Below are 25,092 nucleotides of genomic sequence, written 5' to 3' on the forward strand. Positions count from 1 at the left end.
GCTAAAACTGCGAGAGCAGCGTTGCAGCCCAGCGGCTCGGCTAAAGCGATCAAAGATGCTCAGGATTGGCTGAAACTAAGCAAGGCACCGATGTCTATCGCTGACATGTTGGACGGCGGCGCATCATCTACAGCTAAAACTGCGAGAGCAGCGTTGCAGCCCAGCGGCTCGGCTAAAGCGATCAAAGATGCTCAGGATTGGCTGAAACTGAGCGAGGCACCGATGTCTATCGCTGACATGTTGGACGGCGGCGCATCATCTGCAGCGGAAACTGCCAGAGCAGCGTTGCAGCCTAATAATCCGACCAAAGCGGTCGAGGATGCTCAGGACTGGCCAGAAATCCACGGGACAGCGACATCTAACGCTTTCCCGCATAGTGGGGCAGTGAGCAACTCAAGGTCGTCCGCACGCGACAAGTCAGACGCCCTGCCCAAGAAAAAAGGTAAGAGAAAAAAGTAAAGCTTGAGCAAAGACTTCGCTCGCCAGCTGCTTAGAATCAGGAGCCACAAATCATGCTGCTTGCAGTACTTCTCGCCGATCAAGTTGCTGGGACTTTGACTACGGACAGGAATGGAGATCCGAATTTTGTTTATTCAGAACATTGGCTGAATTCAGAGCAAATGTTTCCTGTTTCGTTGAGCCTTCCACTGACCTCTGAATTACACTTAGGCGCGAAAGTTTCACCCGTGCTCTGGGGCCTACTACCAGATAATGAAACGCTTCTCCAGCGGTGGGGATCCCACTTTCATGTATCGCCACGCAACCCAGTCGCGCTTCTCAGCTACGTTGGAGAGGATTGCGCGGGCGCCATCCAGTTTGTGACACCGGAACGAGTCAGCGACGTCCTATCAGGAGCAGACGATGGGCTCATACATATTTCCGATGTCGAGCTTGAAGAGCGCTTAGCCAGTCTTCGAGCGGATCGAGGCGCATCATCTCAAATCGATGACATCGGGCAGTTCAGCCTAGCTGGCGCTCAATCAAAAATCGCGCTGCACAAGCTAGATGATGGGCGATGGGCCATGCCTAGCGGACGCATTCCAACGACTCACATACTTAAGCCACCTAGCGGTGACTTCGAAGGCTATGTTGAGAATGAAATGTTCTGTCTCAGGCTGGCATCTCTCCTTGGCCTACCTTCGGCGAATGTTGAAAAGCTTAAAGTGGGCACGGAGACGGCGATCTGCGTTGAAAGATACGATCGCCTACAACTTGGATCGAGGTGGATTCGTATTCACCAAGAAGATTTCTGCCAAGCCTTAGGCGTAATGCCTCACATCAAGTATCAGAGTCAAGGAGGCCCTGGGCCATCCGACTTGGCAACGATAATAAGAGCGCACTCGTCCGAGCCTGAATATGACTCACAAGTGCTTCTTATGGCCCTTATGTACAACTACCTCATTGGCGGCACGGATGCGCACGCGAAAAATTATTCTTTACTCTTCAGCCCGGAAGGCTCAATAAGACTTGCCCCGCTATACGACATATCGAGCGCACTCCCTTACTCGAGAATGCAGAAGCGAAAAATAAAACTTGCGATGAAAATCGGAAGTAGTTACAAATGGTGGGATATCCGCTTGATTGACTGGCAGGCCACAGCCGAGTCCATGCATATGGATCCTGATAAAGCTATCGTAGATATCGCAGTCATGGCATCGACACTACCTCAACTTGCAGTCCAGTTGCTTGAGCAATTCAAACAAGAAGGCAATGGGCATCCCATCTTGGACAGTCTCGTGGCAGAAATCCATGATTCTTGCCAAAGATTGCTTCGTAAGTTCGAATACTCTCCCGACGCCTGATCACCCCAACCGCCACACCAGCAACCGGTTGTTGGCCGGCATCGGCAGGTCTTCCAGCGCAACGAAGCCCTGCGCCACCGCCAGTGCCTGCACCGCCTCCGCATCGCGTAGGCCACTGCGCGGATCGCGGGCCTTCAGCCAGCCATCGAACTGGGCGTTGCTGTCACTGGTGGACGCGCCGCCGTAGTTGAACGGGCCATACACCGCAAGCAGCGCACCGCCCTCCAGCAGCGCAGGCAGACCGGCGAACAGCGCCTGTACGTGCTCCCAGCCCATGATGTGCAGGGTATTGGCACTGAACACCGCATCGAAGCGCGGCGTACCGGCCGGCACGGCCAGCGGCGGCGCCGGCGGCAGCGCGGCCTGCAGCGCGAACGGTGGCTTCAGATTGGTCAGCCCGGCATCTTCCCGCCACGCGCGGATCCCCGCCAGGTGGTCCGGGTGGTCGCTGGGCTGCCACTGCAGCCATGGCCAGCGCTGGGCGAACCAGGCGGCATGCTGGCCGGTGCCACTGCCGATCTCCAGCACGCGGCGCCGATCGGCCATGAACGGGTCCAGCGCGGCGGCGATGGGATAGCGGTTGCGCTCGCAGGCAAGGGAGTACTGCTTTTCGGTCATGGTTCGTGACGAAAGTGGCAGAACGCCATTGTGCCTGTGACACGACCATGACTGCAGTCACTTGTGCCATTGGATGGGGCTGGCGAAAGTCGGGTGTCAACTGAGTGCACGTGGGGTGGTGGCAGTGCGACGTCGAGATTTCCTGGCCTTCACCGGCGCCGGCCTGGCCGGCCTGATGCTGCCGCATGGGCGATTGATCGCCGCCGAGCAGCTGCTCGAACCCGGTGACCCGGCGCTCGGCAAGCGCCTGGCCGATGCCGCGCTGCAGGCCGCGCGCGGTGCCGGTGCCAGCTACTGCGACGTGCGCATCGGCCGTTACCTGAGCCAGGGCATCATCACCCGCGAACGCAACGTGGAGAACGTCACCAACAGTGAATCGGCCGGCGTCGGCGTGCGCGTGATCGTCGACGGCGCCTGGGGTTTCGCTGCCACCCACCAGCGCACGCCGGAGCAGGTCGTGCAGGCGGTGGCGCAGGCGGTGGCCATCGCCCGCGCCAACGCGAAGGTGCAGACCCACCGCGTGCAGCTGGCTGCCACGCCCGGGGTGGGCGAAGTCAGCTGGCGCACCCCGCTGAAGAAGAACGCCATGGCGGTGCCGGTGCAGGACAAGGTCGGCCTGCTGCTGGACATCAATGCCGCCGCGCTCGGCGCCGGCGCGGACTACTTCAACTCCACCCTGTTCCTGGTCAACGAACAGAAGTACTTCGCCTCCAGCGATGGCTCCTGGATCGACCAGGACGTGCACCGCATCTGGCTGCCCTTCACCGCCACCGCGGTGGACAAGGCCAGCGGCCGGTTCCGCACCCGCAACGGCCTGTCCGCGCCGATGGGCATGGGCTACGAGTTCCTCGACGGTGACCGCAGCGGGCGCTTCGAACTGCCCGGCGGGGTGGTCGGCTACGGCCATTCCTACGACCCGCGCGAAGACGCACTGGCCGCCGCGCGCCAGGCCCGCGAAAAGCTCACTGCGCCTTCGGTGAAGGCCGGCAAGTACGATGTGGTGCTGGACCCGTCCAACCTGTTCCTGACCATCCACGAGAATGTCGGCCATCCGCTGGAACTGGACCGCGTGCTGGGCTACGAGGCGAACTACGCCGGCACCAGCTTCGCCACGCTGGACAAGCGCGATGCCGGCTTCCGCTGGGGCAGCGACATCGTCAACTTCACCGCCGACAAGACCCAGCCGGGCAGCCTCGGCGCGGTGGGCTACGACGATGAAGGGGTCAAGACCCAGCGCTGGGACCTGGTCCGTGATGGCATCCTGGTCGACTACCAGGCCACCCGCGATGAAGCGCATATCCTCGGGCGCGACGCATCGCATGGCTGCAGCTACGCCGATTCGTGGTCCAGCGTGCAGTTCCAGCGCATGGCCAACGTCTCGCTGGCGCCGGGCAAGGCGCCGCTGAGCGTGGCGGAGATGGTCAAGGACGTGGAGAACGGCCTGTATTTCCACGGCCGCGGCTCGTATTCCATCGACCAGCAGCGCTACAACGCGCAGTTCGGCGCCCAGCTCTGCTACCAGATCAAGGACGGCCGCATCACCGGCATGGTCGAGGACGCGGCCTACCAGATCCGCACGCCGGAATTCTGGAACGCCTGTTCGGCGATCTGCGATGCGCGCGATTTCCGCCTCGGCGGCTCGTTCTTCGACGGCAAGGGCCAGCCCTCGCAGGTATCGGCGGTATCGCACGGTTCGTCCACCACCCGTTTCAACGGCATCAACATCATCAACACCGCGCGCAGTCTCGGCGCATGAGTCCTGTCCAACATCCACACGTGGAGAGCAGCCTTGCAACGACGTGACTTCCTCGCCCTCACCGGGCTTACCGCGGGCGGGCTGCTGGTGCCCTCCTTCTTCGGCAAGGCGATCGCCGCCGAACAACTGCAGACCGTGCTCGACCCGGCCTTGAAAAAACGCTTGGCCGATGTCGCCCTGCAGGCGGCGCGCAGTGCCGGCGCCACCTACTGCGACGTGCGCATCGGCCGCTACCTGCGGCAGTTCGTGATCACCCGCGAAGACAAAGTGCAGAACGTGGTCAACACCGAGTCCACCGGCGTGGGCATCCGCGTGCTGGTCAACGGGGCCTGGGGCTTTGCGGCCACCAACCAGCTGGCCAGTGCGGACATCGCCAAGGCGGCGCAGCAGGCGGCGGGCATCGCACGCGCCAACGCCGGCATCCAGACCGCACCGGTGCAGCTGGCTGCAGCCCCCGGCGTGGGCGAGGTCAGCTGGCGCACGCCGGTACGCCGCAATTCCATGGAAGTGCCGATCAAAGACAAGGTCGACCTGCTGCTGGATGTCAACGCGGCGGCGATCAATGCCGGCGCCAGCTTCGTCAATTCGATGATGTTCCTGGTCAACGAACAGAAGTATTTCGCCTCCACCGATGGCTCCTACATCGACCAGGACGTACACCGCATCTGGGTGCCGATGACGATCACCGCCATCGACAAGGAAAGCGGCAAGTTCCGCACCCGCGAGGGCCTGTCCGCGCCGATGGGCATGGGCTACGAATACCTGGACGGTTCGGCCGCCGGCAAGGTGGTCACCCCCAACGGGGTGGTGAACTACTCCAGGTCCTATGACATGAAGGAAGATGCCATCGCCTCGGCCAAACAGGCACGCGAGAAGCTGAAGGCGCCCTCGGTGAAGCCCGGCAAGTACGACCTGGTGCTGGATCCTTCGCACACCTGGCTGACCATCCACGAGTCGGTCGGCCACCCGCTGGAACTGGATCGCGTGCTCGGCTACGAAGCCAACTACGCCGGCACCAGCTTCGCCACGCTGGACAAGCGCGAGCAGCGTTTCCAGTACGGCAGCGAGCTGGTCAACATCTTCGCCGACAAGACCCAGCAAGGCAGCCTGGGCGTGGTGGCGTACGACGACGAAGGCGTGAAGTGCAAGCGCTGGGACCTGATCAGCGACGGCAAGCTGGTGGATTACCAGACCATCCGCGACCAGGCCCATATCCTCGGCAAGACCGAGTCCGATGGCTGCTGTTATGCCGATTCGTGGTCCAGCGTGCAGTTCCAGCGCATGGCCAACGTGTCCATGGCGCCGGGCAAGCAGAAGCTCAGCGTGGATGAGCTGATCAAGGACGTGGAGAACGGCATCTACATCATCGGTGACGGCTCGTTCTCGATCGACCAGCAACGCTACAACGCCCAGTTCGGTGGCCAGCTGTTCTACGAGATCAAGAACGGCAAGATCACCGGCATGCTGGAAGACGTGGCCTACCAGATCCGCACGCCGGAGTTCTGGAACGCCTGCAGCGCCGTCGCCGACGAGCGCGACTACCGCCTGGGTGGCTCGTTCTTCGACGGCAAGGGCCAGCCGGGACAGGTCTCGGCGGTCTCGCACGGTTCGTCCACTGCCCGTTTCAATGGCATCAACGTCATCAACACCGCACGCAGCCTCGGCTGACCGGTCTGGAGCCCGAAACCCATGAGCATCTTCACCGAACAGCAGGCCAAGGCCATCCTCGACAAGGTCATTGCCCTGTCCAAGGCCGATGAGTGCACCGCGACCCTGGCCGGGTCCATCAACGGCAACATCCGTTTCGCGCTGAACAACATCTCCACCAGCGGCATCGTCAGTGATGCCTCGCTGGCCGTGGAAGTGGCCTTCGGCAAGCGCGTCGGCACCGCATCGATCAATGAGTTCGACGATGCCGCGCTGGAACGCGTGGTGCGCCGTGCCGAAGACCTGGCCCGACTGGCGCCGGAGAACCCGGAGTTCATCCCGGCGATCGGCAAGCAGACCTATCGCCCTACGCCGACCTTCAGCGAATCCACCGGCGCCATCGATCCGGCGTTCCGCGCCAAGGTCGCCGCCGATTCGATCCTGCCGTGCCGCCAGGCCGGGGTGATCGCGGCCGGCTTCCTGGAAGATGGCCACGGCTTCGTCGCCACCGCCAACAGCAACGGCAACTTCGGCTACCAGCGCACCAGCAGCTTTGATTACACCTGCACGGTGCGCACCGAAGACGGCCGCGGTTCGGGCTGGGTCGGCCGCAACCTGAAGGATGCAGCCGACTTCAAGGCCGACCAGGACGTGCGCATCGCCATGCGCAAAGCCACCGAATCGGCCGAGGCCAAGGCGCTGGAACCGGGCAAGTACACGGTGATCCTGGAACCGGCTGCGGCTGCCGGTCTGATCAGCTTCATGATGCGCTTCTTCGATGCGCGCTCGGCCGATGAAGGCCGCAGCTTCCTGTCCAGGAAGGGCGGCGGCAACAAGCTCGGCGAACAGGTGTACGACCCGCGGGTCAACCTGCACGCCGATCCGTGGCACCCCGAAGCGCCGGTACTGCCGTGGGATGACAACGGCATGCCGCGCGACAAGGTCGCCATCATCGAGAACGGCAAGATCGCCAACCTCGACTACTCGCGTTTCTGGGCACAGAAGCAGGGCAAGACCGCCAACGCGCGGCCGGGCAACCTGCTGATGAGCGGCGGCGACAAGAGCACGGCGGACCTGGTGCGGGGTACCCAGAAGGGCATCCTGGTCACCCGTACCTGGTACATCCGCATGGTCGATCCACAGACCGTGCTGCTGACCGGCCTGACCCGCGACGGCACGTTCTACATCGAGAACGGGCAGATCAAGCATCCGGTGAAGAACTTCCGCTTCAACGAATCGCCGGTGATCATGCTCAACAACATCGACGAGCTGGGTAAGCCGGTGCGCGTGGCCGGGGATGAGTCCAGCTTCGTGATGATGATCCCGCCGATGCGCCTGCGCGATTTCACCTTCACCTCGTTGTCCGACGCAGTCTGATGCCGCGTTGGACCGATGGCGACGGCCGCTGGCCGTCTGCAGGGACGGCGTGAACCGCGCGCAGTTCCTGCGTGCGATGCTCGGTGGTGCCGCCCTGGCGGCGCTGCCGGTCTTCGCCCGTGCCCAGGCGGGGCGGTACGATTTCTGGTTCACGCGGCTGAAATACGATTCCGGTGACTGGGACGTGGATGCGCGGATGCCGTCCAACCTGATCACCTCGCTGATCGATTACACCAGCCTGCGCGTGGACCCGAAGGAACACGTGCTGGACCTGTCCGATCCCCGCATGCTGCAGGCACCGTTCTGCTACCTCGCCGGCCACAAGCTGGTGGAGTTCAATGCCGCCGAACGCGAGAACTTCGTGCGGTACGTGCGCAATGGGGGGTTCGTGTTCGTGGACGACTGCAACCACGATATCGATGGCCTGTTCGCCAAGTCCTTCGAAGCCCAGATGGGCAAGCTGTTCGGCGCTTCGGCATTGAAGAAGCTGCCTAACAACCACGCGCTGTACCGCAGCTTCTTCAACTTCCCGGACGGCCCGCCGGCCACCGGTTTCGAGTTGAATGGCTGGGGCGACGACCTGGTCCACGATTACCTCAAGGGCATCGAAGTGGATGGCCGGCTCGGGGTGCTCTACAGCAACAAGGATTACGGTTGCGAGTGGGACTACGACTGGCGCAACAAGCGTTTCCTGGCCGAAGACAACACCCGCTTCGGCGTCAACATCGTGATGTACGCGTTGAACAACTGAGCATGGCCGGGCGTTTCCCGGCGTTTCCCGGCGTTTCCCCCCTCCTGACAGGCTTGACCATGACCGCCCCTGACCTTGATTCCCTGCTGCCGCGCCTGCAACAGCTGCGCGATGCGCTCGCCCAGGCCGTGGTTGGCCAGCACGAGGTGGTGGAGCAGCTGCTGATCGGCCTGCTGGCCGGTGGCCACTGCCTGCTGGAGGGCGCGCCCGGGCTGGGCAAGACCCTGCTGGTGCGTTCGCTGGGGCAAGCGCTGGAGCTGCAGTTCCGCCGCGTGCAGTTCACCCCGGACCTGATGCCCAGCGACATCCTGGGCACCGAGCTGCTGGAAGAAGACCATGGCACCGGCCACCGCCATTTCCGCTTCCAGAAAGGCCCCATCTTCACCAACCTGCTGCTGGCCGACGAACTGAACCGCACGCCGCCGAAGACCCAGGCGGCGTTGCTGGAGGCCATGCAGGAACGCACCGTCAGCTACGCCGGGACAACCTACACGCTGCCACAGCCGTTCTTCGTACTGGCCACCCAGAACCCGATCGAACAGGCCGGCACCTACCCGCTGCCGGAGGCACAGCTGGATCGCTTCCTGCTGCATGTGCGGGTGGATTACCCCAGCGAACAGGAAGAACAGGACATCCTGCGCCAGACCACCGGCAGCACCAGCGGCAGCGTCCCGAAGGTGATGGATGCCGAGGCGGTGATCGCGCTGCAGGACGCGGTGCGCCAGGTGCACGTCAGCGACGATGTGCTGGCCTGGATCACCCGGCTGGTCCGCGCCAGCCGCCCGGGCATGGCGGCACCGGCGGCGGTGAACCAGTGGATCAAATGGGGTGCCGGCCCGCGCGCCGGCCAGTCGCTGGTGCTGGCCGCCAAGGCCCGTGCGCTGCTGCAGGGGCGCTTTGCCGCCACGCGCGACGACGTGCAGGCGCTGGCCGCGCCGGTGATGCGCCACCGCCTGCTGTTGTCCTTCGCCGCCGAGGCCGAAGGCAAGGGCGCCGACGACGTGGTCGCTGCGCTGCTGCAGGCCGTGCCGTTCCCCGGCTGACCGCGACGACGCACGCGTGGACCACAACGCCCCCATTGCCCTGCCCGCTGACGTCCGCGGCCGCCTGAAGGCCCTGCGCCTGCAGCCCCGCCGTGCGCACGGCGCGCACGGCATCGGCCAGCACGCCAGCCGCAGCCGGGGCGCGGGGCTGGAGTTCGCGCAGTACCGCGCCTACGAACCCGGTGACGAACTACGCCAGGTGGACTGGAAACTCTACGCACGCTCGGACCGCTTCTTCGTTCGGGAATCCGAGCGGGAGAGTCCGGTAACGGCCTGGATCCTGATCGACACCAGTGCCTCGGCCAGCCAGCGTGATCGCGCACGGCCGGCGTGGTCGCGGCTGGACCACGCCAGTGCGGTGGCCGCCTGCCTGGTGGAACTGGCACTGCAGCAGGGGGATCGGTTCGGGCTGCTGGCAATCGGTGGCAGCGGCGTGCAGCTGGTGCCGGCCGGGAGCGGCCCGCGCCACCGTGACCGGATGCATCTGCAGCTGCGCCAGCTCAACGCCACCGGCACGTGGCCGCCAGCGGACATGCTGCGCCCGGTGTGGGAGCGCGTGCGTGCGGGGGACCTGCTGGTCGCGCTCGGCGATGGCTTCGACGAGGCCGGCACCCAGCTGCTGGAACGCCTGGCCGCCGCGCGCCGGGATGTCTTCAACGTGCAGCTGCTGACCGCCGAGGAGCGCGATTTTCCGTTTACCGACGGCCATCGGTTCCGCGATCCGGAAACCGGGGCGGAGCTGCTGGGTGACGGCCGCGCGCTGCGCGCCGGCTACCTGGAACAGTTCGCGCAGGCCCGGCGTGCGTTGCAGGCACGCCTGCAGTCTGCCGGCATCGCCCACGCCACCGGCTGGCTCGACGAGCCACTGGATGCCCCGCTGCAGCAGCTGTTCGGTACGCGGGGCGCCCCATGAGCCTGTCCTTGTTGTTTCCACTGGGCCTGCTGGCGCTGGCAACGCTGCTGGTTCCGCTGCTGATCCATCTCGCCCGGCGGCAGCACGAGGTGCCGCTGGACTTCGCCGCGTTGCGCTGGCTGCAGGCACGTGTCCGACCGCGCAGCCGCGTGCGGATCGACGAATGGCTGCTGCTGGCATTGCGCCTGTTGCTGCTGGCCACGCTGGCGCTGCTGCTGGCGCAACCGGTGCTGCAGGGCGGAACCGCCGATGTGCGGCCGGTCACCGTGGTGGCCCCGGGGCTGGACGGCGCCATGCTGCGCGGTGCGGACAACGAAGGGGACTGGCGTTGGCTGGCCCCCGGTTTCCCACCGCTGCAGCAGCTGCCGGCAGCGTCGACGGTGGCCTTCGCCAGCCTGCTGCGCGAGCTTGACCAGAGCCTGCCAGCCGGCACACCGCTGGTGGTTCATCTTCCCGATCCGCTGCCCGGGTTGGACGGCGAGCGCATCCGGTTGTCGCGCACCGTGCAATGGCGATCGCAACCACTGCCGGTGGCCGCCGCAGGCACCGTGCCGGAAGCGCCGCGCCTGCATGTCGGCGGCAAGGGAGACCCTGCTGCCCTGCGGGTGCTCGACGCGTTGCAACGCGCGTGGACCGGTTCGCCGCTGTCCGTTGCCACCGATGCCGTGCCGGCCGACGGCCGGATCGGCGTCTGGCTGGCCGCCGCGCCATTGCCGCCGACCTGGCAGGCGTGGCTTGCCGAAGGCGGCAGCGTGCTGCGCGTCGCCGCCCCTCAGCCCGGTGGTGCCGACGCCGGAACCGCGGCCTCGCCGTGGTGGCCGGTGCTGCGCGATGCCCAGGGCGCGCTGCTGCTCGAGCAACGCCGCGTGGGCCGCGGGCGCCTGCTCCGCTTCCCGGCCGCACTCTCCACCGCCGCGTTCCCCACTATTGCGGATGACGACTTTCCTCGACGCCTGCGCGATGTACTGACCCCGCCACCGGTCCCCACCCTGGGCGTGGCGGCGGATCAATCACCCCTGACCGGCGCGGCAGCCCCACTACCACGACCGCATGACCTTGCCCCGTGGTTGCTGCTGGCGATCGTGCTGCTGTTCGCCCTGGAGCGATGGCTGGCGACGTCGGCCCGGCGCAGGAGCACGCCATGAATACCGCCGTGAGCCGCGCCTGGCAGGCAGCACGCCGACGCCAGGCAGCGCGGGTGATGGCCATCGCGGTGCCGCTGGTGGTCGCGCTGGCCGCACTCGCATGGCGGATTGCCACGTATGACGTGGCCAATGGCGTGCTGGCGATCGGCCTGCTCGCTGCTGCCGCACTGGCGACCTGGCGCGCGCGTGCGCTGGATCGCCGCTGGCTGGTTCGCCAGCTGGACCAGCGGCCCACGGCGCGCGACAGTGCCGATCTGCTGTTCACCGACGCCGCAACGCTCAATCCATTGCAGTTGCGCCAGCGCGAACGCATCGATGCGGCCCTGCGCCAGGATCCACCGGAGCTGCGTGCACGTTGGCCGCGGCGCACGCTGGCAGCGGTAGGGTGCGCCAGCGTGGTGGTGGTCGCCCTCGCCTTCGGTTGGCCCCGCGCTGGCAGCGTGCCGGCCGCTCATGCGCCGGTTGGTACTGCAAGCGGCACCGTTGCTGCCACGCCGCCTGCGCTGCAGTCCGCGCGCCTGCGGATCACCGCGCCGTCCTATACCGGCCAGCCGGCACGTACGCAGAGTGAGCTCGATGGCAAGGTCGCGCAGGACAGCCAACTGCGGTGGTCGCTGCGTTTTTCCGGCACACCCGCACGTGCCGCGCTGCAGTTCCACGACGGCCAGCGCGTCGAACTGACGCAGCAGGATGGGCAGTGGAGCGGCAGCTGGAAGGCTGCACGGCCGGCCCTGTACCGGGTGGTGACCGAGCCTGCGCTGCGCGACACGCGCCTGTACCGCCTGGACGTGGTGCCCGACCAGCCGCCCAGCGTGCGGGTGGTCGAGCCGGAGGCCACGCTGGTGCTCGGCACGCCCGGCCAGCGCCGCTGGCAGCTGCGCTTCGAAGCCCGCGATGATCACGGCGTGGCCGCCACGGCACAGCTGAAGGTGACCCTGGCCCAGGGCAGCGGCGAGAACATCACCTTCCGCGAGCAGCACATCACCCTCAGTGGCAACGGCCCGGCAATGCAGCGCCGCTTCGCCCACGCGCTGGACCTGGCCGCGTTGGGTGCCAGCGCTGGCAACGATGTGATCGCGCAGCTGCAGGTGCGCGACAACCACGCGCCCACGCCACAGTCCGCGCAGAGCAGCAGCCTGATCCTGCGCCTGCCGACCGAAGCCGACGTGCAGGAGGCCGAGCTGGAAGGCATGGTCAAGCGCACCCTGCCGGCGTATTTCCGCAGCCAGCGGCAGATCATCATCGATGCCGAAGCCCTGCTCGCCCAGCGCAGCAAGCTGTCAGGGGACGAGTTCACCCGTCGCTCCGATGCGATCGGCGTGGACCAGCGCATCCTGCGCCTGCGCTACGGCCAGTTCCTCGGTGAAGAAAGCGAGGGCGCACCCAGGCCCCCACCCACCAGCGACCTGCCGACCAGCGACGTGCCCAGCAACGACGTTCCTGCCCCTGCTGCTGCCGATGATCATGAGCACGACGGCCATGCCGCAGACCACGATGAGGACCATGGCCACGATCACGCTGGCAGCGACGCGCCGCAGGTGTTCGGCAGCGCCACCGATGTGCTTTCCGAGTACGGTCATACCCATGACCACGCCGAGGCCGCCACCCTGCTCGATCCGCAGACGCGCGCCACGTTGAAGGCTGCGCTGGACCAGATGTGGTCCTCCGAAGGCGAGCTGCGCCAGGGCCGGCCTAAAGAAGCCTTGCCGCATGCCTACAAGGCGCTGGCCTTCATCAAGGAAGTGCAGCAGGCCGAGCGGATCTACCTGGCCCGGGTGGGTCCGGAACTGCCTCCCATCGACGAAAGCCGGCGGCTGGGCGGCAAGCGTGAGGGCATCGACAGTCGACGCCTGCCGCTGGCGGCGCTGACGGCGCCGGACCAGGCCATCGTCGCGGTCTGGCAGCAGCTGGACGGCGCTGGCCAGCCCCCGGACCTGGATGCGTTGAGCAGCTGGCTGCGTGCCAATGAAGCCCGCCTCGCCGACCCGCTCAGCCTTGCCGCATCGATTGAAGAACTGCGCATGGCACCGGATTGCATGCGCTGCCGCGACGCGCTGCGCGCGCAGTTGTGGCGTGCCCTGCTGCGCCCGGTTCCGGCACCGGCACGGCGCAGCACACCCGACGCGATGGGACAGCGTTACCGCGATGCACTGGGAGCCGGACCATGACGGACAGTCGCTGGATCAGCGCGGCGATCATCGCCATCGTGCTGCTGGCCACGCTGCGCGTGCTGCTGCAGCAACGGCGCGGCGCGCGCCTGCCGCCCCTGCGGCTGGCCGCGCTGCTGGTGCTGCAGGCGCTGGCGGGTGGGCTGTTGCTGCTGGCGCTGGTTCCGCCGCAGCACACCGCGCCCCGCCATGCGCTCACCGTGCTGACCGCCGGCGCCGCGCAGGCGCCTGCAATAGCCGATGACGCATCAACGGTACTCGCCCTGCCGGAGTCCAACGCGCGCGCCGGCATCGCGCGCGTGCCGGACCTGGCCACTGCCCTGCGCCAGCATCCGGGAACCGAACGGCTCACGCTGGTCGGTGACGGGTTGCCGGCGCGCGATCGTGATACAGCGTTGCCCGCCGAGGTGCAGTTGAGGTTGTCGCCCGCACCACGCGGCTGGATGGACCTGCAAGCGCCGGCCGTCACCGCCCCCGGGGCGGTCTTCGCCGTGCGCGCACGTGCCCAGGGCGTGCCCGACGGCCGTGCCGAGCTGCTCGATCCTGCGGGCCAGGTCGTTGCCCGCGCCGCGCTGGACAAGCACGGCGGTGCCCGCCTTGAAGGTGTTGCGCGGGTCGTCGGGCGCACCCTGTTCCAGCTGCGGCTGCTGGATGGCAGCGATCATCAGGTGGACAGCATCCCGGTCCCGTTGCAGGTCGCAGCGCCTGCATCGGTGCGGATGCTGATGCTGGCCGGTGCGCCCGGACCCGAGGTCAAATACCTGCGGCGCTGGGCCGCCGATGCGGGGGTGGAGCTGCAGTTCCAGTCCAGCGTGGGGGCCGGCGTGACCCTGGGCGACGCACCGGTGGCCCTGACCCCGGCGCGGCTTGCGGGATCAGACGTGCTGCTGCTGGACGAACGCAGCCTGGCCGCACTGGGCGCCGCGCAGCGCAACGCCGTGCAGCAGGCCCTGCGCGATGGTTTGGGCGTGTTGGTGCGTAGCACGGGTCCACTGCCGGACAACGCGCGCCGCACCCTGCGTGGCTGGGGCCTGCCGGTCACCGGCAATGGCCAGGCCGCGGCGTTGAAACTGGCGGGCGAATCGCAGGCGGAGCTGTTGCCGGCGCGGCGCGGACCGCGGGCTCCGGCGGCGGCGGCAACGCAGTGGATGGCCGAGGCCGATGCACGTTCCCACCTTGCCGAGGTGCCGGCGCTGGAACAGCTGACCCTGCGCGTCGCTGGCGCCCAGCCGCTGCTGCAGGATGCGCACGGCGCGGCCATCGGCGGCTGGCGCGCGAGCGGTCGCGGACGGATCGGCCTGCTGCCGGTGACCGACAGTTACCGCGCGGTGCTGGCCGGGCGCGAAGATCGCCATGCCGAGCTGTGGAGCAGTGTGATCGGCCTCATGGCGCGCCCGGTCGCGGCGGCGCCCGAAGTGCAGGTGGAGTCCGATACGCCTTGGGCGGGCGAGCGCGTGGTGGTGTGCGGTGTAGCGGCCGGCGCGCAGGTACGTCGCAGTGCCGAAGCCGCACCGGTAACCCTGGTCGTCGACCCCGCCACCGGCACGCAGCGCTGCGCGGCCTGGTGGCCACGCCAGGCCGGCTGGCATGAACTGATGCAGGGCGATGTGCGGCAGGCGGTGTATGTGTTCGATCCCGCCGACGCCACCGCGCTGCATCGCCAGCAGCTGCGCGACAGCACGGCGCAGCGCATCGCCACCGGGCACGGACGGATGTCGGCCGCCACGCAGCAGGTACCGGGCGCGCGCTGGCCATGGCTGCTCGCCTTCGTGCTGGTCGCCGGCCTGCTGTGGTGGCTGGAGCGGCGAACCACCGCAACGGACCGGTAGCGCCAAGCCATGCTCGGCGAGCGCAGCGGGAGGGCAAAGACGTGACGACCAACGGTCGTCACCCACCAAGAGCAGAACTGACGACCAACCGTCGTCACCCACCAAGCGCAGAAGCTGACGGCCAGCGGCGGTCACTACTGTAGAGCGGGTGATGCCGAGCTCGCAGTGAATGATTCACGTGTCTGGGCAAGCGCGTCTCAGGCATTGAGACGAAGCTGTGTTCCCATACCGTTCTTTGCGGCATGTTTTCCTGATGGCTTACGAACTCGCCAAGCGCACCGCCGATGCCGAACACCAGCTCGCTACCCGCGATGGCCTGCCGGCACGTGATGGCGCCCTGCTCGGCGCCCGCCTGCAGCGCCGTTACCACGATCGCATCACCGGCAGCTTCGCCATCCCCGGCCGCGAAGGCAGTTACGCGCCGATCCCGGACAGCGTGCCGCCGGCACTTGCCGCCGCCCTGAAAGCGCGCGGCATCGAGCAGCTCTACAGCCACCAGGCGCAGGCATGGGACGCAGCACAGCGCGGCGAACACGTCGCCATCGTCACCCCTACCGCCAGCGGCAAATCGCTCTGCTACACCCTGCCGGTGGTCAGCGCGGCCATGCAGCACAAGGCCAAGGCGCTGTATCTGTTCCCGACCAAGGCGCTGGCCCAGGACCAGGTGGCCGAGCTGCTGGAGCTCAACCGCGCCGGCGACCTGGGAGTCAAGGCGTTCACCTTCGATGGCGATACCCCTGGCGATGCACGGCAGGCAATCCGCCTGCATGGCGACATCGTGGTGTCCAACCCGGACATGCTGCACCAGGCCATCCTGCCGCACCACACCAAATGGGCGCAGTTCTTCGAGAACCTGCGCTACGTGGTGATCGACGAAGTGCACACCTACCGCGGCGTGTTCGGCAGCCACGTCACCAATGTGCTGCGCCGCCTCAAACGCATCTGCGCCTTCTACGGCGTGCAACCGCAGTTCATCCTGTGCTCGGCCACCATCGGCAATCCGCAGCAGCATGCCGAGGCCCTGATCGAAGCGCCGGTCACCGCGATCACCGAATCCGGCGCCCCCAGCGGGCCCAAGCAGGTGCTGCTGTGGAATCCGCCGGTGGTCAATCCGGACCTGGGCCTGCGCGCCTCGGCGCGCTCGCAGAGCAACCGCATCGCACGCATCGCGATCAAATCCGGGTTGAAGACGCTGGTGTTCGCGCAGAGCCGGCTGATGGTGGAAGTGCTCACCAAGTACCTCAAGGACATCTTCGACCACGACCCGCGCAAGCCCGCCCGCATCCGCGCCTACCGCGGCGGCTACCTGCCGACCGAGCGCCGCGAGACCGAACGCGCGATGCGCGCCGGGCAGATCGACGGCATCGTCAGCACCTCCGCGCTGGAGCTGGGCGTGGACATCGGCAGCCTGGACGTGGTGATCCTCAACGGTTATCCCGGCAGCGTGGCCGCCACCTGGCAGCGCTTCGGCCGCGCCGGTCGCCGCCAGCAGCCCGCGCTGGGCGTCATGGTCGCCAGTTCGCAGCCGCTGGACCAATACGTGGTGCGGCACCCGGACTTCTTCGGTGATGCCTCGCCGGAGCATGCGCGCATCGCCCCGGACCAGCCGCTGATCCTGTTCGACCACATCCGCTGCGCCGCCTTCGAACTGCCGTTCCTGGTCGGCGATGGCTTCGGCCCGATCGACCCGGAAGTGTTCCTGGAGGCATTGGCGGAAACCGAGGTGGTGCACCGCGAAGGCGAGCGCTGGGAGTGGATCGCCGACAGCTACCCGGCCAACGCGGTGAGCCTGCGTTCGGTGGCCGATGGCAACTTCGTGGTGGTCGACCGCAGCGGCGGGAAGCAGCAGATCATCGCCGAAGTGGATTATTCCGCCGCCGCGCTGACCCTGTATGAAGGCGCCATCCACATGGTGCAGTCCACCCCTTACCAGGTGGAGACGCTGGACTGGGAAGGCCGCAAGGCCTACGTCACGCGCACGCACGTGGACTACTACACCGACAGCATCGACTTCACCAAGCTCAAGGTGCTGGACCGCTTCGACGGCAACCTCGCCGGGCGCGGCGATTCCCATCATGGCGAGGTGCACGTGGTGCGCCGCGTGGCCGGCTACAAGAAGATCCGCTACTACACCCACGAAAACATCGGCTACGGCCCGGTCAACCTGCCCGATCAGGAACTGCACACCACGGCGGTGTGGTGGCAGTTGCCGCAGGCGCTGCTGCTGCGCGCGTTCGCCAGCAAACAGGACGCACTTGACGGCTTCCTGGGTGCGGCCTACGCGCTGCACATCGTTGCCACGGTGGCGGTGATGGCCGACGCACGCGACCTGCAGAAGGCGGTCGGCAACGGTGACGGCGCGTGGTTCGCCATCGCCGACCAGAGCGGCCGTGGCCAGCTGCGCGGCGAAGAAGGTGATCCCGGCGCGGTGGAGCTGCTGCAGCAGTTCGTGCCCACCGTGTACCTGTACGACAATTTCCCCGGCGGGGTCGGCCTGAGCGAGCCGTTGTGGCTGCGCCAGCAGGAGCTGGTGCAGCGCGCGCGCGAACTGGTCCAGCGCTGCGACTGCAAGGCCGGCTGCCCGGCCTGCGTCGGCCCGGTGCTGGCCGCACAGGAAACCGACGACACCACCCCGCGTGCGCTGGCACTGCGCGTGCTGGACCTGTTCGATGCCCAGGCCTGCGAGCACGTGCCGGACGTGTCGGTGGTGGTTGCCGATCCGCTGGAGCTGTTGGCACCGTGAGCCTGAGCCTGGACAAGCTGCGGCTGCTGCGGCGGCAGGCCGGTGACGCCAAGGCGGTTGCCCCGTCAGCGCCCGCCGGGCCGTTGCCGGAGCCGGCGCCCGGACTGCCCACCGCCGCCAACGATGCGAAGCAGCCCGACGCGGCGCGTTCGGTGTTTGCGTGGGTGGAAAAGGAGATCCGCCACAAACCCACCGGGGTGGCCGCAGCGCCACGCCAGGTGGCCGACGCCAAAGGACTGCGACGCCTGCTGGGCGTGCGCGAACGCGGTAGCGAGACCCCCCAGGCGCCGCGCGCGCGCGCGCAGGACCGCAGCCTGCCCGGCACCGAGATCGCGCCGGGCCTGCACCTGATCGAATCGTTCCTGCCGGGGGATGTCCCATCGGCACCGCTGTCGTTGGCCTTCGCCAAGCGCGAGCAGCAGCACGTGGCGCCGCAGGACCTGCTGTTCTTCGATACCGAAACCACCGGCCTGGCCGGCGGCACCGGCACCCGCGCCTTCATGATCGGCGCGGCCGACTGGCACCAGGATCCAAGCCGGGGGCCGGGCCTGCGCATTCGCCAGCTGATGATCTCCACGATGGCCGCGGAGACCGCCATGCTGCGCACCTTCACCAGCTGGCTGGGATCAACCACGGTGTTTTCCAGCTACAACGGACGCAGCTACGACGCGCCGCTGCTGAAGACCCGCTACCGGCTCGCGCGGCAGGGCGATCCAATCACCGCGCTGGACCACATCGACCTGCTGTACCCGACCCGTCGCCGTTATCGCGGGGTCTGGGAAAACTGCCGGCTGGCCACCATCGAACGGCAGCTGCTGAAGGTGGTGCGCGAGGATGACCTGCCCGGTTCGGAAGCGCCTTCGGCCTGGCTGCGCTACCTGCGCGGCGGCGATGCGGTGAACCTGCGCCGGGTGGTCGAACACAACCACCAGGACGTGGTGACGCTGGCACAGCTGTTCCTGACCCTGGTCGAACAGCAGGCGCAGGCCGATGTGCCGCCCCCGGTGAACTGCCTGCCGCTGCAGGCAGGGTAATTGACCGTTTACCCGACGTTGACGGCGCATGGCGCCTGATGACCCCTCGTGTCATCCATTCATCGACCCGGGAGGTCCGCCATGCGTTCGAATCGTTGGCTGTTGCTCACCTGTCTGCTGCCGCTGGCCGCCTGCAGCAGTACGCCGTCCAGCGCAGACACCGCGCCGACCACGCCGAAGCCGGAAGTTGCAGGCCTGGGCAGCCACTGCCATGGCGACACCTTGACCGCGCTGAGCGGCCAGATGGCCAGCCAGGAAGTCATTGACCGCGCGGTGCGCGACGCCGGTGCGCGAACCCTGCGTGTGGTCAAACCCGGCATGGCGGTCACCATGGACTACCGCGAAGACCGCGTCACCGTGCGCGTGGATGAGCAGAACAAGATCATCTCTGCCAGCTGCGGTTGATCCCTGCGGCAGGGAGCGGGCGCGCGCCCGCTCCCTGCTTTTCACTAGAGTTCGACGGCACGTCCATCGGCCATTGCCTTGGCGATGACCTGCCGTGCTTCGCGTGAAGCGCGCTCCTGTATTTCCACCTGGCGTTCGCCAAGCGCGGCCTGCTCCACGCCCAATGCCGCCTGCTGCCTGCCCAGTTCGGCCTGCTTGCCGGCGAGACGGGCCAGTTCCTCATGCGCGTCGTCCTGCGCCACCTCACGCGAGGCCCGTGCCGCTTCTGCCGCCGCATCACGGTTGATGTCCGATCCGCCCAGTGCCCGCCGCGCGGTGTCCCGGGCATGTCGCGCGACAGCACGTGACTGTTCGGCCGTGAGCCGTCCCAGTTCGCCCTGCTGGCGCCCCAGCGCGCTTTGTCGGGTCCCCAGTGCGGCCTGCTGACGGCCTACACGGCCGGCATCGGCATAGGCGGCCTGCAATTGCTGCAGCAGGGCGCGATCGCGCACCACGTAGCGTTGGTCACCTTGGCGGAACCACAATCCCGGGGCGCCATCGCCCAGGTCATGCCGTGCCTGGGTCACGTCATCCAGCGCCCCATCGGCGTAGCTCTCCTCTCCGTTGACCAGTACATAAGCGCGCTCAGGGCGCTCGCCAAGGTCGAGCCTGCCGTGGGTGACCAGGCTGGTGACCCGCTTCCCATCGTCGCGGCTGAGCACATGGGTAGTGGTGCTGGCCTGTCCACTGCGCACGCTGGGGGCTGCCGGCACTGCGGGAGCTGCCGGTACGGCAGGCACGGCCGCAGCGGGTGGTGCAGGCGGTGCCGGCGGTGCCTCGGGTACCGGGGGGACCGGCACGTCAGGCGCCGCCGGGGCAGCGGGGGGCAGCGGCGGCGGCGGCATGGCCGCAACCAGGCGCATCGGCAGGATCGCCACGGCCAGCACGGCCGCGGTCAGCAGCGCGGTCAGCGCCTTCGGGCATGCGTGATGCTGCTGCAGCGAGATCAAGCGGCGCTTGAGGCTCTGCCGGCTTGGTGCCGCGCTGGCCACGCCCAGATGCGGGTGCGGCATCACGCCCAGCTGCAACAGCAGCCGACCGTAGTCCTGGCGACGCTCGCCACGGCCGTCCACGACCGCCGCATCCACCGCTTCCTCGCGGGCCTGGGCGTATTCGCTGACCGCCAGCCGCAGCAGCGGATGGAAGAAGAACAGGTGCTGCGCCAGGGCAGGCAGCAGACCCCACTGCAGGTCGTTGCGCTGCAGGTGCTGCAGTTCATGGGTCAGCGCAAGGTCCAGCGCATCGCCCTGCAGGGCATGCCCACCCACCGGCAGCAGCAGCACCGGCCGCAGCGGTCCGACCACCTGCGGCGCATCGATATCGGCACTCATCCACAGGCGCGGGGCACGACGCAGGCCATGCGCTTCGGCCGCCAGCTGCAGCGCGCGTACCAGCGCCTGGTCATCGCACGGGGTGGCATGGGCCAGCAGCGCGCGGGTCCGCCGCCATTCGCCATGGGTCCGCCACGCCATGGTCAGTACACCGGCCAGCCACAACGCGGCCAGCGCCAGTGCCCACCACGGCGTGGTCGCCAGCGCGGATGAAGCGATGCCCTCATCGACACTCGCCAGCCCCTGTGCCGACAGCGCAGCCGCCTGCACGTACAGTGTTTCACCGACGGCCGGCGTGACCGACCCGGTCGCCAGCGTCGGCGCCGGCAGCACCGCCAGCTGCAGCGGCTGCGCCCAGAACAGGCCCAGCACCGCCTGCAGCGATACCAGCCACCACATCCGGCAGCGCGCGGCCGCGCCCAGTGACGGCACGGCGCGGCAAACGCCCCACACCAGGGCGACCAGCAGGGCAGTCTGCAGGCTGGTCCAGGCCAACCGCTCCAGCAGCACGATCAGGTTCGCGTCCATGGCTCAGCCCTCCTGCCGGCGTGACTGCAGCTGTTCGACCAGCGCTTCCAGCTCGGCCAGTTCATCATCGCTGACCGTGTCGCGCTGCGACAGATAGGCCACGAAGGGCGACACGGAACCCTGCAGGGTGCGGTCGACGAACTGCGCGATGGCGCCCTGCACCACGCTGTCCTGCCCGGCCGTGGACTGGTAGCGGTACATGCCATCAGCCTGCTCCCGGCGCAGGTAGTTCTTGCCACGAAGGCGTTCCATCATGGTCAGCACGGTGGACCGGGCCAAGCCGCGCGGCTCGCCGAACCCGACAGCCACTTCGCCCACGCTGGGCGTTCCTGCCTCGTCGATGTACTGCAGCAGGGCCAGTTCCTGGTCCCCGATCGTCTTGCGGTGCATGGCACGGTTCCTTGGGTGACTACACGTGTCGCCACAGTGCCCATGGCGACAGATGTAGTCAACCCCCCGAAGGTCATGCGCCGACGAACGGCAAAAGGGCAAAAGGGGTCAGAGTCCTTTTCCGTGTCGCGGAAAAGGACTCTGACCCCTACCCCCAGGTGTTTTTGCTCAGCCGCGCGGCCCGCCCATCACCGGCAGGATCGCGCCACTGATGTAGCTGGAGCAGCTGGGCGCGGCCAGGAACACGTAGGCCGGGGACAGTTCTTCCGGCTGCGCGGCGCGGCCCATGTCACTGTCCTGGCCGAACTCGCCCACGTCCGGGGCGGCCTTGTCAGCCGGATTCAGCGGGGTCCACACCGGGCCGGGCGCCACGCAGTTGACCCGGATGCCGCGCGGCAGCAGCTGGCTGGCCAGTGCCTTGGTGAAGGCATGGATGGCGCCCTTGGTGGCTGAGTAGTCGATCAGCGACTTGCTGCCGAACAGGCCGGTTTCCGAGCCCGAGTTGACGATGCTGGCGCCCTCGCCGAGGTGCGGCAGCACGGCGCGGGCCATCTGGATGTAGCCGCCGATGTTGGTCTGCAGGGTTTCCTGCAGGTGGGCGTCATCGAGGTCTTCCAGGCGATGGCAGTGCAGCTGGAAGGCGGCGTTGTTGACCAGGATGTCGATGCCACCGAAGGCCTTGGCCACCTGCTTCACCGCACGATTGCAGAACTTCGGATCACGCACGTCCCCGGCGATCACGATGCAGCGTCCGCCTTCGCGCTCCACGTGCTGGCGGGTGACATCGGCATCTTCGTGTTCGTCCAGGTGCAGCACCGCCACATCCGCGCCTTCGCGGGCATACAGCACCGCGACGGCGCGGCCGATGCCGGAATCCCCACCGGTGACGATCGCGCGCAGGCCTTTCAGCTTCCCGCTGCCCACGTAATCGGGGGCCAGGAAACGGGGCGACAGGTCCAGTTCGTTTTCGTTGCCGGGCTTGGCGATGTTCTGCGCGGGCATCTTTTCCGGTTGCCTGCGAGTGCCGGCCTGAGTCACCTTTTTCTTTGCGGCCTTCTTGCTGGCGCGTGCGTCCTTGGCCTTTTCCTGGTCCTGCAGGCGGCGCTGGCGAGCGGCCACCCGTGCACCCCGTTCATCGGTGGCCGCGGTTTTGCGCGTGGCGGTCTTGACCACGCGTTTGCGCGCGGCGCCTTCTGCATCGGCCGGCGCGGCAGCGACGGCGCGCGTGCCCTTGCGGACCTTCGGGGTGGCTTTCTGGCGGGCGGGGACTTTCTTTGCCGGGGCGGTCTTGGCGGTAGCCATGAGATCTCCTCTTGAAGCGGATTGTCCAGGACAGCGCGGTGTGTCCAGAGCGTGCAACCAGTCTCCACATCGCGCGTTGGCGCGGCAGTGAATGCAACGTGCCCGGCGTGTGCACGCGTTCATCCCGGCACCACGCCGCAGGCGTCAGTCTGGGCGCCTCGAACCTGATTGGAGCTGCAACGATGATCCGTTATCTCAGCGTGGCCGCGATGGCCGTTTCCGTGGCCGCCTGCAGCAGCACGCCGGTGGCCCAGGTACAGCCGATCGACGGGGTGATCTCAGGCCAGTGCCACCTGGACAAGGTGCAGGGCGCGGTCGGCCTGGCGGCGTCGGCGGCAACCGTGGAGCGCGCCCGCGTGGACAGTGACAGCCTGCAGGTACAGGTGCTGCGCGGCAGCCGCGAGCGCAGTGGCCCCACCGCCAGCGGCAGCGCCGATCCGGCCGCTGGTGCCGCGCATGAGGGCGGGGAGCGGCTGACGATTGAAACCGGCCGCACCAACAACATCACCGCGGTTTACTGCGGCTGACCTTTGCCGTCACCCGGCGTGCCCTGCGCAGGTAGCGCAGGGTCGCCTGTTCCCACTGCCGCGGCCCACGCAGGCCGGCCAGCGCGACCAGCTCACCCCGCTCCCAGCCGTCGAACACGCTGGGATCGATGTAGGCCTTGCGGCACACCGCCGGTGTATTGCCGAGCAGGTCGGCCACCTTGCACACCACCTCGCGCTGCGCCGCCGCCAGTGCGGTCTTGCTGGCGGGCTCGGGCAGCTCGGTGGCAGCGAACGCCCGCAGTGCTTCCACGGTGCCGCCCCAGGTGCGGAAGTCCTTGGCGGTGAACTCTTCGCCCATCACCTCGCGCAGGTAGTCATTGACCTCACCGGAGTCCACCGGCTGCAGCGTGCCATCGTCATCGCGGTACTGGAACAGCGCCTGCCCGGGCAGCTGCTGGATGCTTCTCACCTGCCTGGCCAACTGTCTGTCGCCGATCTCCACTTCGTGGTGCTGGCCGGACTTGCCGCGGAAGCGCATCTGCACCCGGCCGCCCGCCACCAGCGCCAGGTGGCGGTTGCGCAGCGTGGTCAGGCCGAAGGATTTGTTTTCGCGCGCATAGGTTTCATTGCCCACCCGCACCAGCGTTTCGGCCAGAAGCGCGACCACGATCGCAAGGACCTTTTCACGCGGGAATCCCGCACGCTTCAGGTCGTTGCGCAGGTGCCGGCGCAGCTTCGGCAGGGCCTCGCCGAAGGCGATGATGCGGTCGAACTTGCCCTCCCCGCGCACCCGCGCCCAATCAGGGTGGTAGCGGTACTGCTTGCGACCCCGTGCGTCACGACCGGTTGCCTGCAGGTGGCCGTTGGGCCAGGGGCAGATCCACACATCGGTATAGGCCGGGGGCACGGCCAATGAGCGGATGCGGGCCAGTACCTCGGCGTCGCGCACGACGTGTCCGGCCGGGTCGCGGTAGCTGAATCCTTTTCCCGCCCGACGCCGCTGGTAGCCCGGCTGACTGTCGTCCACGTAACGCAGTCCGGCAGCGCGGGCGGCGGCTTTTTCAGGGGTTGCGGGGGGTGGGCTCATGCTCGCAGTGTGGCGGTCGCACCGAGCACGCCGCGTCAATAACGCAACACAAACACGTGGGCGGCCAACAGCCGCTATGCTCACGCCTTTGTCACCTTGAACGTTCCTGGAGTCCGCATGCCGTTCCTGCAGTTGCCGCGCCTGGCGCGCCCCTTCCTGCTCCTGCTCCCCGCCACCCTGTTGCTGGCCGCCTGTTCGGCACCGCCGATGGACGAACAGGATGCGGTCACCGCCCAGGCCCAGCAGGCCGCTGAAAAGGCCACCGCTCCTGCCGACGAAGCCGGCAAGGCGACCGAAGCTCCGCCGATCGGCAACTGCGATGCCACCCAGGTGCAGAGCCTGGTCGGCCAGGCCTATACCGATGCACTCGGCAGCCAAGCCCAGCAGGATGCCAGCGCGAAATCGCTGCGCGTGCTGCGCCCGGGCGACATGACCACGATGGAGTTCGTGGGCGAGCGCCTGAACGTGGAAGTTGACGAGAAGGACGTGGTCAGCGGCCTTCGCTGCGGCTGATTTCCCCAGCGCTGGCAAGCACTTGCCAGCGCCTTGGTTGCGCGTGCAACCGTGTGTTGCGGCATTGCACCATCTATGGTCTAGTCGAAGCATCCGGTGGCATCCCGCGCGCTCCAGGTAGCGCGCCCTGTCTCCTGGAGTGAGCGCGAAAGCGCTTGGCGAGCGCCAGGGGAGGCACGCCAC

The 25,092-nt window shown here is 67.4% G+C and carries 21 protein-coding genes; 16 read left to right on the forward strand and 5 right to left on the reverse strand.

The genetic code is table 11. The annotated features are described in order from the left end of the window. Together H9654_RS03530 and H9654_RS03535 are read left to right on the forward strand one after the other, a co-directional pair. The coding region (locus H9654_RS03530) for a hypothetical protein (RefSeq protein ID WP_191769072.1) at positions 1-459 on the forward strand (459 nt) is incomplete at its 5' end. A gap of 53 nt (positions 460-512) precedes the next feature. Next, positions 513-1,802 (forward strand): type II toxin-antitoxin system HipA family toxin, encoded by a 1,290-nt coding sequence (locus tag H9654_RS03535; protein WP_191769074.1) that lies wholly within the window; start codon positions 513-515, stop codon positions 1,800-1,802. Here the strand turns inward: H9654_RS03535 and H9654_RS03540 are convergent, their stop codons facing one another. After that, positions 1,803-2,420, reverse strand: a complete 618-nt coding sequence (locus H9654_RS03540) for a DUF938 domain-containing protein (RefSeq protein ID WP_191769077.1) — start codon at positions 2,418-2,420, stop codon at positions 1,803-1,805. It lies immediately after the preceding gene. A 124-nt stretch (positions 2,421-2,544) separates the two neighbouring features. Between H9654_RS03540 and H9654_RS03545 the strand changes: the two genes are divergently transcribed. From H9654_RS03545 to H9654_RS03600, 12 genes are all read left to right on the forward strand, one after another. After that, the gene (locus H9654_RS03545; protein ID WP_191769079.1) at positions 2,545-4,176 is read left to right on the forward strand and encodes a TldD/PmbA family protein; all 1,632 of its coding nucleotides are present in this window, start codon (positions 2,545-2,547) and stop codon (positions 4,174-4,176) included. Between the two features lie 33 nt (positions 4,177-4,209). Next, positions 4,210-5,844, forward strand: a complete 1,635-nt coding sequence (locus tag H9654_RS03550) for a TldD/PmbA family protein (protein ID WP_191769081.1) — start codon at positions 4,210-4,212, stop codon at positions 5,842-5,844. A 21-nt stretch (positions 5,845-5,865) separates the two neighbouring features. Further along, positions 5,866-7,200, forward strand: a complete 1,335-nt coding sequence (locus H9654_RS03555) for a TldD/PmbA family protein (RefSeq protein ID WP_191769083.1) — start codon at positions 5,866-5,868, stop codon at positions 7,198-7,200. Positions 7,201-7,276: 76 nt separating this feature from the next. Further along, positions 7,277-7,951 (forward strand): DUF4159 domain-containing protein, encoded by a 675-nt coding sequence (locus H9654_RS03560; RefSeq protein ID WP_191769279.1) that lies wholly within the window; start codon positions 7,277-7,279, stop codon positions 7,949-7,951. A gap of 59 nt (positions 7,952-8,010) precedes the next feature. After that, positions 8,011-8,994: an AAA family ATPase gene (locus H9654_RS03565; RefSeq protein ID WP_191769085.1), complete on the forward strand. Its 984-nt coding sequence runs from the start codon at positions 8,011-8,013 to the stop codon at positions 8,992-8,994. 16 nt (positions 8,995-9,010) lie between these two features. Next, the gene (locus H9654_RS03570) at positions 9,011-9,907 is read left to right on the forward strand and encodes a DUF58 domain-containing protein (RefSeq protein ID WP_191769087.1); all 897 of its coding nucleotides are present in this window, start codon (positions 9,011-9,013) and stop codon (positions 9,905-9,907) included. 2 nt (positions 9,908-9,909) lie between these two features. Beyond that, a complete protein-coding gene (locus H9654_RS03575; protein ID WP_191769281.1) occupies positions 9,910-11,052 on the forward strand; it encodes a BatA domain-containing protein in 1,143 nt (380 codons plus the stop codon). After that, positions 11,049-13,220, forward strand: coding sequence for a hypothetical protein (locus H9654_RS03580; RefSeq protein ID WP_191769089.1), 2,172 nt, complete (start codon positions 11,049-11,051; stop codon positions 13,218-13,220). The genes H9654_RS03575 and H9654_RS03580 overlap by 4 nt, the downstream gene beginning before the upstream one ends. Then, entirely contained in the window at positions 13,217-15,049 is a 1,833-nt protein-coding gene (locus tag H9654_RS03585; protein ID WP_191769091.1) for a hypothetical protein, read from the forward strand. The genes H9654_RS03580 and H9654_RS03585 overlap by 4 nt, the downstream gene beginning before the upstream one ends. Before the next feature lie 253 nt (positions 15,050-15,302). Beyond that, a complete protein-coding gene (locus tag H9654_RS03590) occupies positions 15,303-17,792 on the forward strand; it encodes a DEAD/DEAH box helicase (protein WP_191769093.1) in 2,490 nt (829 codons plus the stop codon). Continuing rightward, on the forward strand, positions 17,789-18,826 hold the full coding sequence (locus tag H9654_RS03595; protein ID WP_191769095.1) for a ribonuclease H-like domain-containing protein: 1,038 nt from the start codon (positions 17,789-17,791) through the stop codon (positions 18,824-18,826). The genes H9654_RS03590 and H9654_RS03595 overlap by 4 nt, the downstream gene beginning before the upstream one ends. An 81-nt stretch (positions 18,827-18,907) precedes the next feature. After that, positions 18,908-19,231: an I78 family peptidase inhibitor gene (locus H9654_RS03600; protein WP_101101658.1), complete on the forward strand. Its 324-nt coding sequence runs from the start codon at positions 18,908-18,910 to the stop codon at positions 19,229-19,231. 44 nt (positions 19,232-19,275) lie between these two features. Here H9654_RS03600 and H9654_RS03605 read toward each other — a convergent pair whose 3' ends face one another. From H9654_RS03605 to H9654_RS03615, 3 genes are all read right to left on the reverse strand, one after another. Beyond that, a complete protein-coding gene (locus H9654_RS03605) occupies positions 19,276-21,129 on the reverse strand; it encodes a M56 family metallopeptidase (protein WP_191769097.1) in 1,854 nt (617 codons plus the stop codon). Positions 21,130-21,132: 3 nt separating this feature from the next. Further along, the gene (locus H9654_RS03610) at positions 21,133-21,519 is read right to left on the reverse strand and encodes a BlaI/MecI/CopY family transcriptional regulator (RefSeq protein WP_057508951.1); all 387 of its coding nucleotides are present in this window, start codon (positions 21,517-21,519) and stop codon (positions 21,133-21,135) included. Positions 21,520-21,687: 168 nt separating this feature from the next. Beyond that, a complete protein-coding gene (locus H9654_RS03615) occupies positions 21,688-22,821 on the reverse strand; it encodes an SDR family oxidoreductase (RefSeq protein ID WP_191769099.1) in 1,134 nt (377 codons plus the stop codon). A gap of 182 nt (positions 22,822-23,003) precedes the next feature. Between H9654_RS03615 and H9654_RS03620 the strand changes: the two genes are divergently transcribed. Continuing rightward, the gene (locus H9654_RS03620; RefSeq protein WP_191769101.1) at positions 23,004-23,348 is read left to right on the forward strand and encodes a hypothetical protein; all 345 of its coding nucleotides are present in this window, start codon (positions 23,004-23,006) and stop codon (positions 23,346-23,348) included. Here H9654_RS03620 and H9654_RS03625 read toward each other — a convergent pair. After that, positions 23,326-24,396, reverse strand: coding sequence for a DNA topoisomerase IB (locus H9654_RS03625; protein ID WP_225211853.1), 1,071 nt, complete (start codon positions 24,394-24,396; stop codon positions 23,326-23,328). The genes H9654_RS03620 and H9654_RS03625 overlap by 23 nt on opposite strands. A 117-nt stretch (positions 24,397-24,513) precedes the next feature. On the opposite strand from H9654_RS03625, the gene H9654_RS03630 reads away from it, so the two are divergent. Next, the gene (locus tag H9654_RS03630; RefSeq protein ID WP_101101668.1) at positions 24,514-24,909 is read left to right on the forward strand and encodes an I78 family peptidase inhibitor; all 396 of its coding nucleotides are present in this window, start codon (positions 24,514-24,516) and stop codon (positions 24,907-24,909) included. The last annotated feature ends 183 nt before the right edge of the window (positions 24,910-25,092 follow it).

The organism is Stenotrophomonas lacuserhaii, from assembly GCF_014836545.1.
GTDB classification, from domain to species: Bacteria; Pseudomonadota; Gammaproteobacteria; order Xanthomonadales; family Xanthomonadaceae; genus Stenotrophomonas; species Stenotrophomonas lacuserhaii.

What these genes read in the sequence shown, in the direction of transcription:
- H9654_RS03560 (WP_191769279.1), top strand. Translation starts at nt 7,277, where the DNA reads ATGCTCGGTGGTGCCGCCCTGGCGGCGCTGCCGGTCTTCGCCCGTGCC.
- H9654_RS03610 (WP_057508951.1), bottom strand. Translation starts at nt 21,519, where the DNA reads ATGCACCGCAAGACGATCGGGGACCAGGAACTGGCCCTGCTGCAGTAC.
- H9654_RS03620 (WP_191769101.1), top strand. Translation starts at nt 23,004, where the DNA reads ATGATCCGTTATCTCAGCGTGGCCGCGATGGCCGTTTCCGTGGCCGCC.
- H9654_RS03565 (WP_191769085.1), top strand. Translation starts at nt 8,011, where the DNA reads ATGACCGCCCCTGACCTTGATTCCCTGCTGCCGCGCCTGCAACAGCTG.
- H9654_RS03615 (WP_191769099.1), bottom strand. Translation starts at nt 22,821, where the DNA reads ATGGCTACCGCCAAGACCGCCCCGGCAAAGAAAGTCCCCGCCCGCCAG.
- H9654_RS03580 (WP_191769089.1), top strand. Translation starts at nt 11,049, where the DNA reads ATGAATACCGCCGTGAGCCGCGCCTGGCAGGCAGCACGCCGACGCCAG.
- H9654_RS03630 (WP_101101668.1), top strand. Translation starts at nt 24,514, where the DNA reads ATGCCGTTCCTGCAGTTGCCGCGCCTGGCGCGCCCCTTCCTGCTCCTG.
- H9654_RS03600 (WP_101101658.1), top strand. Translation starts at nt 18,908, where the DNA reads ATGCGTTCGAATCGTTGGCTGTTGCTCACCTGTCTGCTGCCGCTGGCC.
- H9654_RS03555 (WP_191769083.1), top strand. Translation starts at nt 5,866, where the DNA reads ATGAGCATCTTCACCGAACAGCAGGCCAAGGCCATCCTCGACAAGGTC.
- H9654_RS03585 (WP_191769091.1), top strand. Translation starts at nt 13,217, where the DNA reads ATGACGGACAGTCGCTGGATCAGCGCGGCGATCATCGCCATCGTGCTG.
- H9654_RS03535 (WP_191769074.1), top strand. Translation starts at nt 513, where the DNA reads ATGCTGCTTGCAGTACTTCTCGCCGATCAAGTTGCTGGGACTTTGACT.
- H9654_RS03540 (WP_191769077.1), bottom strand. Translation starts at nt 2,420, where the DNA reads ATGACCGAAAAGCAGTACTCCCTTGCCTGCGAGCGCAACCGCTATCCC.
- H9654_RS03605 (WP_191769097.1), bottom strand. Translation starts at nt 21,129, where the DNA reads ATGGACGCGAACCTGATCGTGCTGCTGGAGCGGTTGGCCTGGACCAGC.
- H9654_RS03590 (WP_191769093.1), top strand. Translation starts at nt 15,303, where the DNA reads ATGGCTTACGAACTCGCCAAGCGCACCGCCGATGCCGAACACCAGCTC.
- H9654_RS03625 (WP_225211853.1), bottom strand. Translation starts at nt 24,396, where the DNA reads ATGAGCCCACCCCCCGCAACCCCTGAAAAAGCCGCCGCCCGCGCTGCC.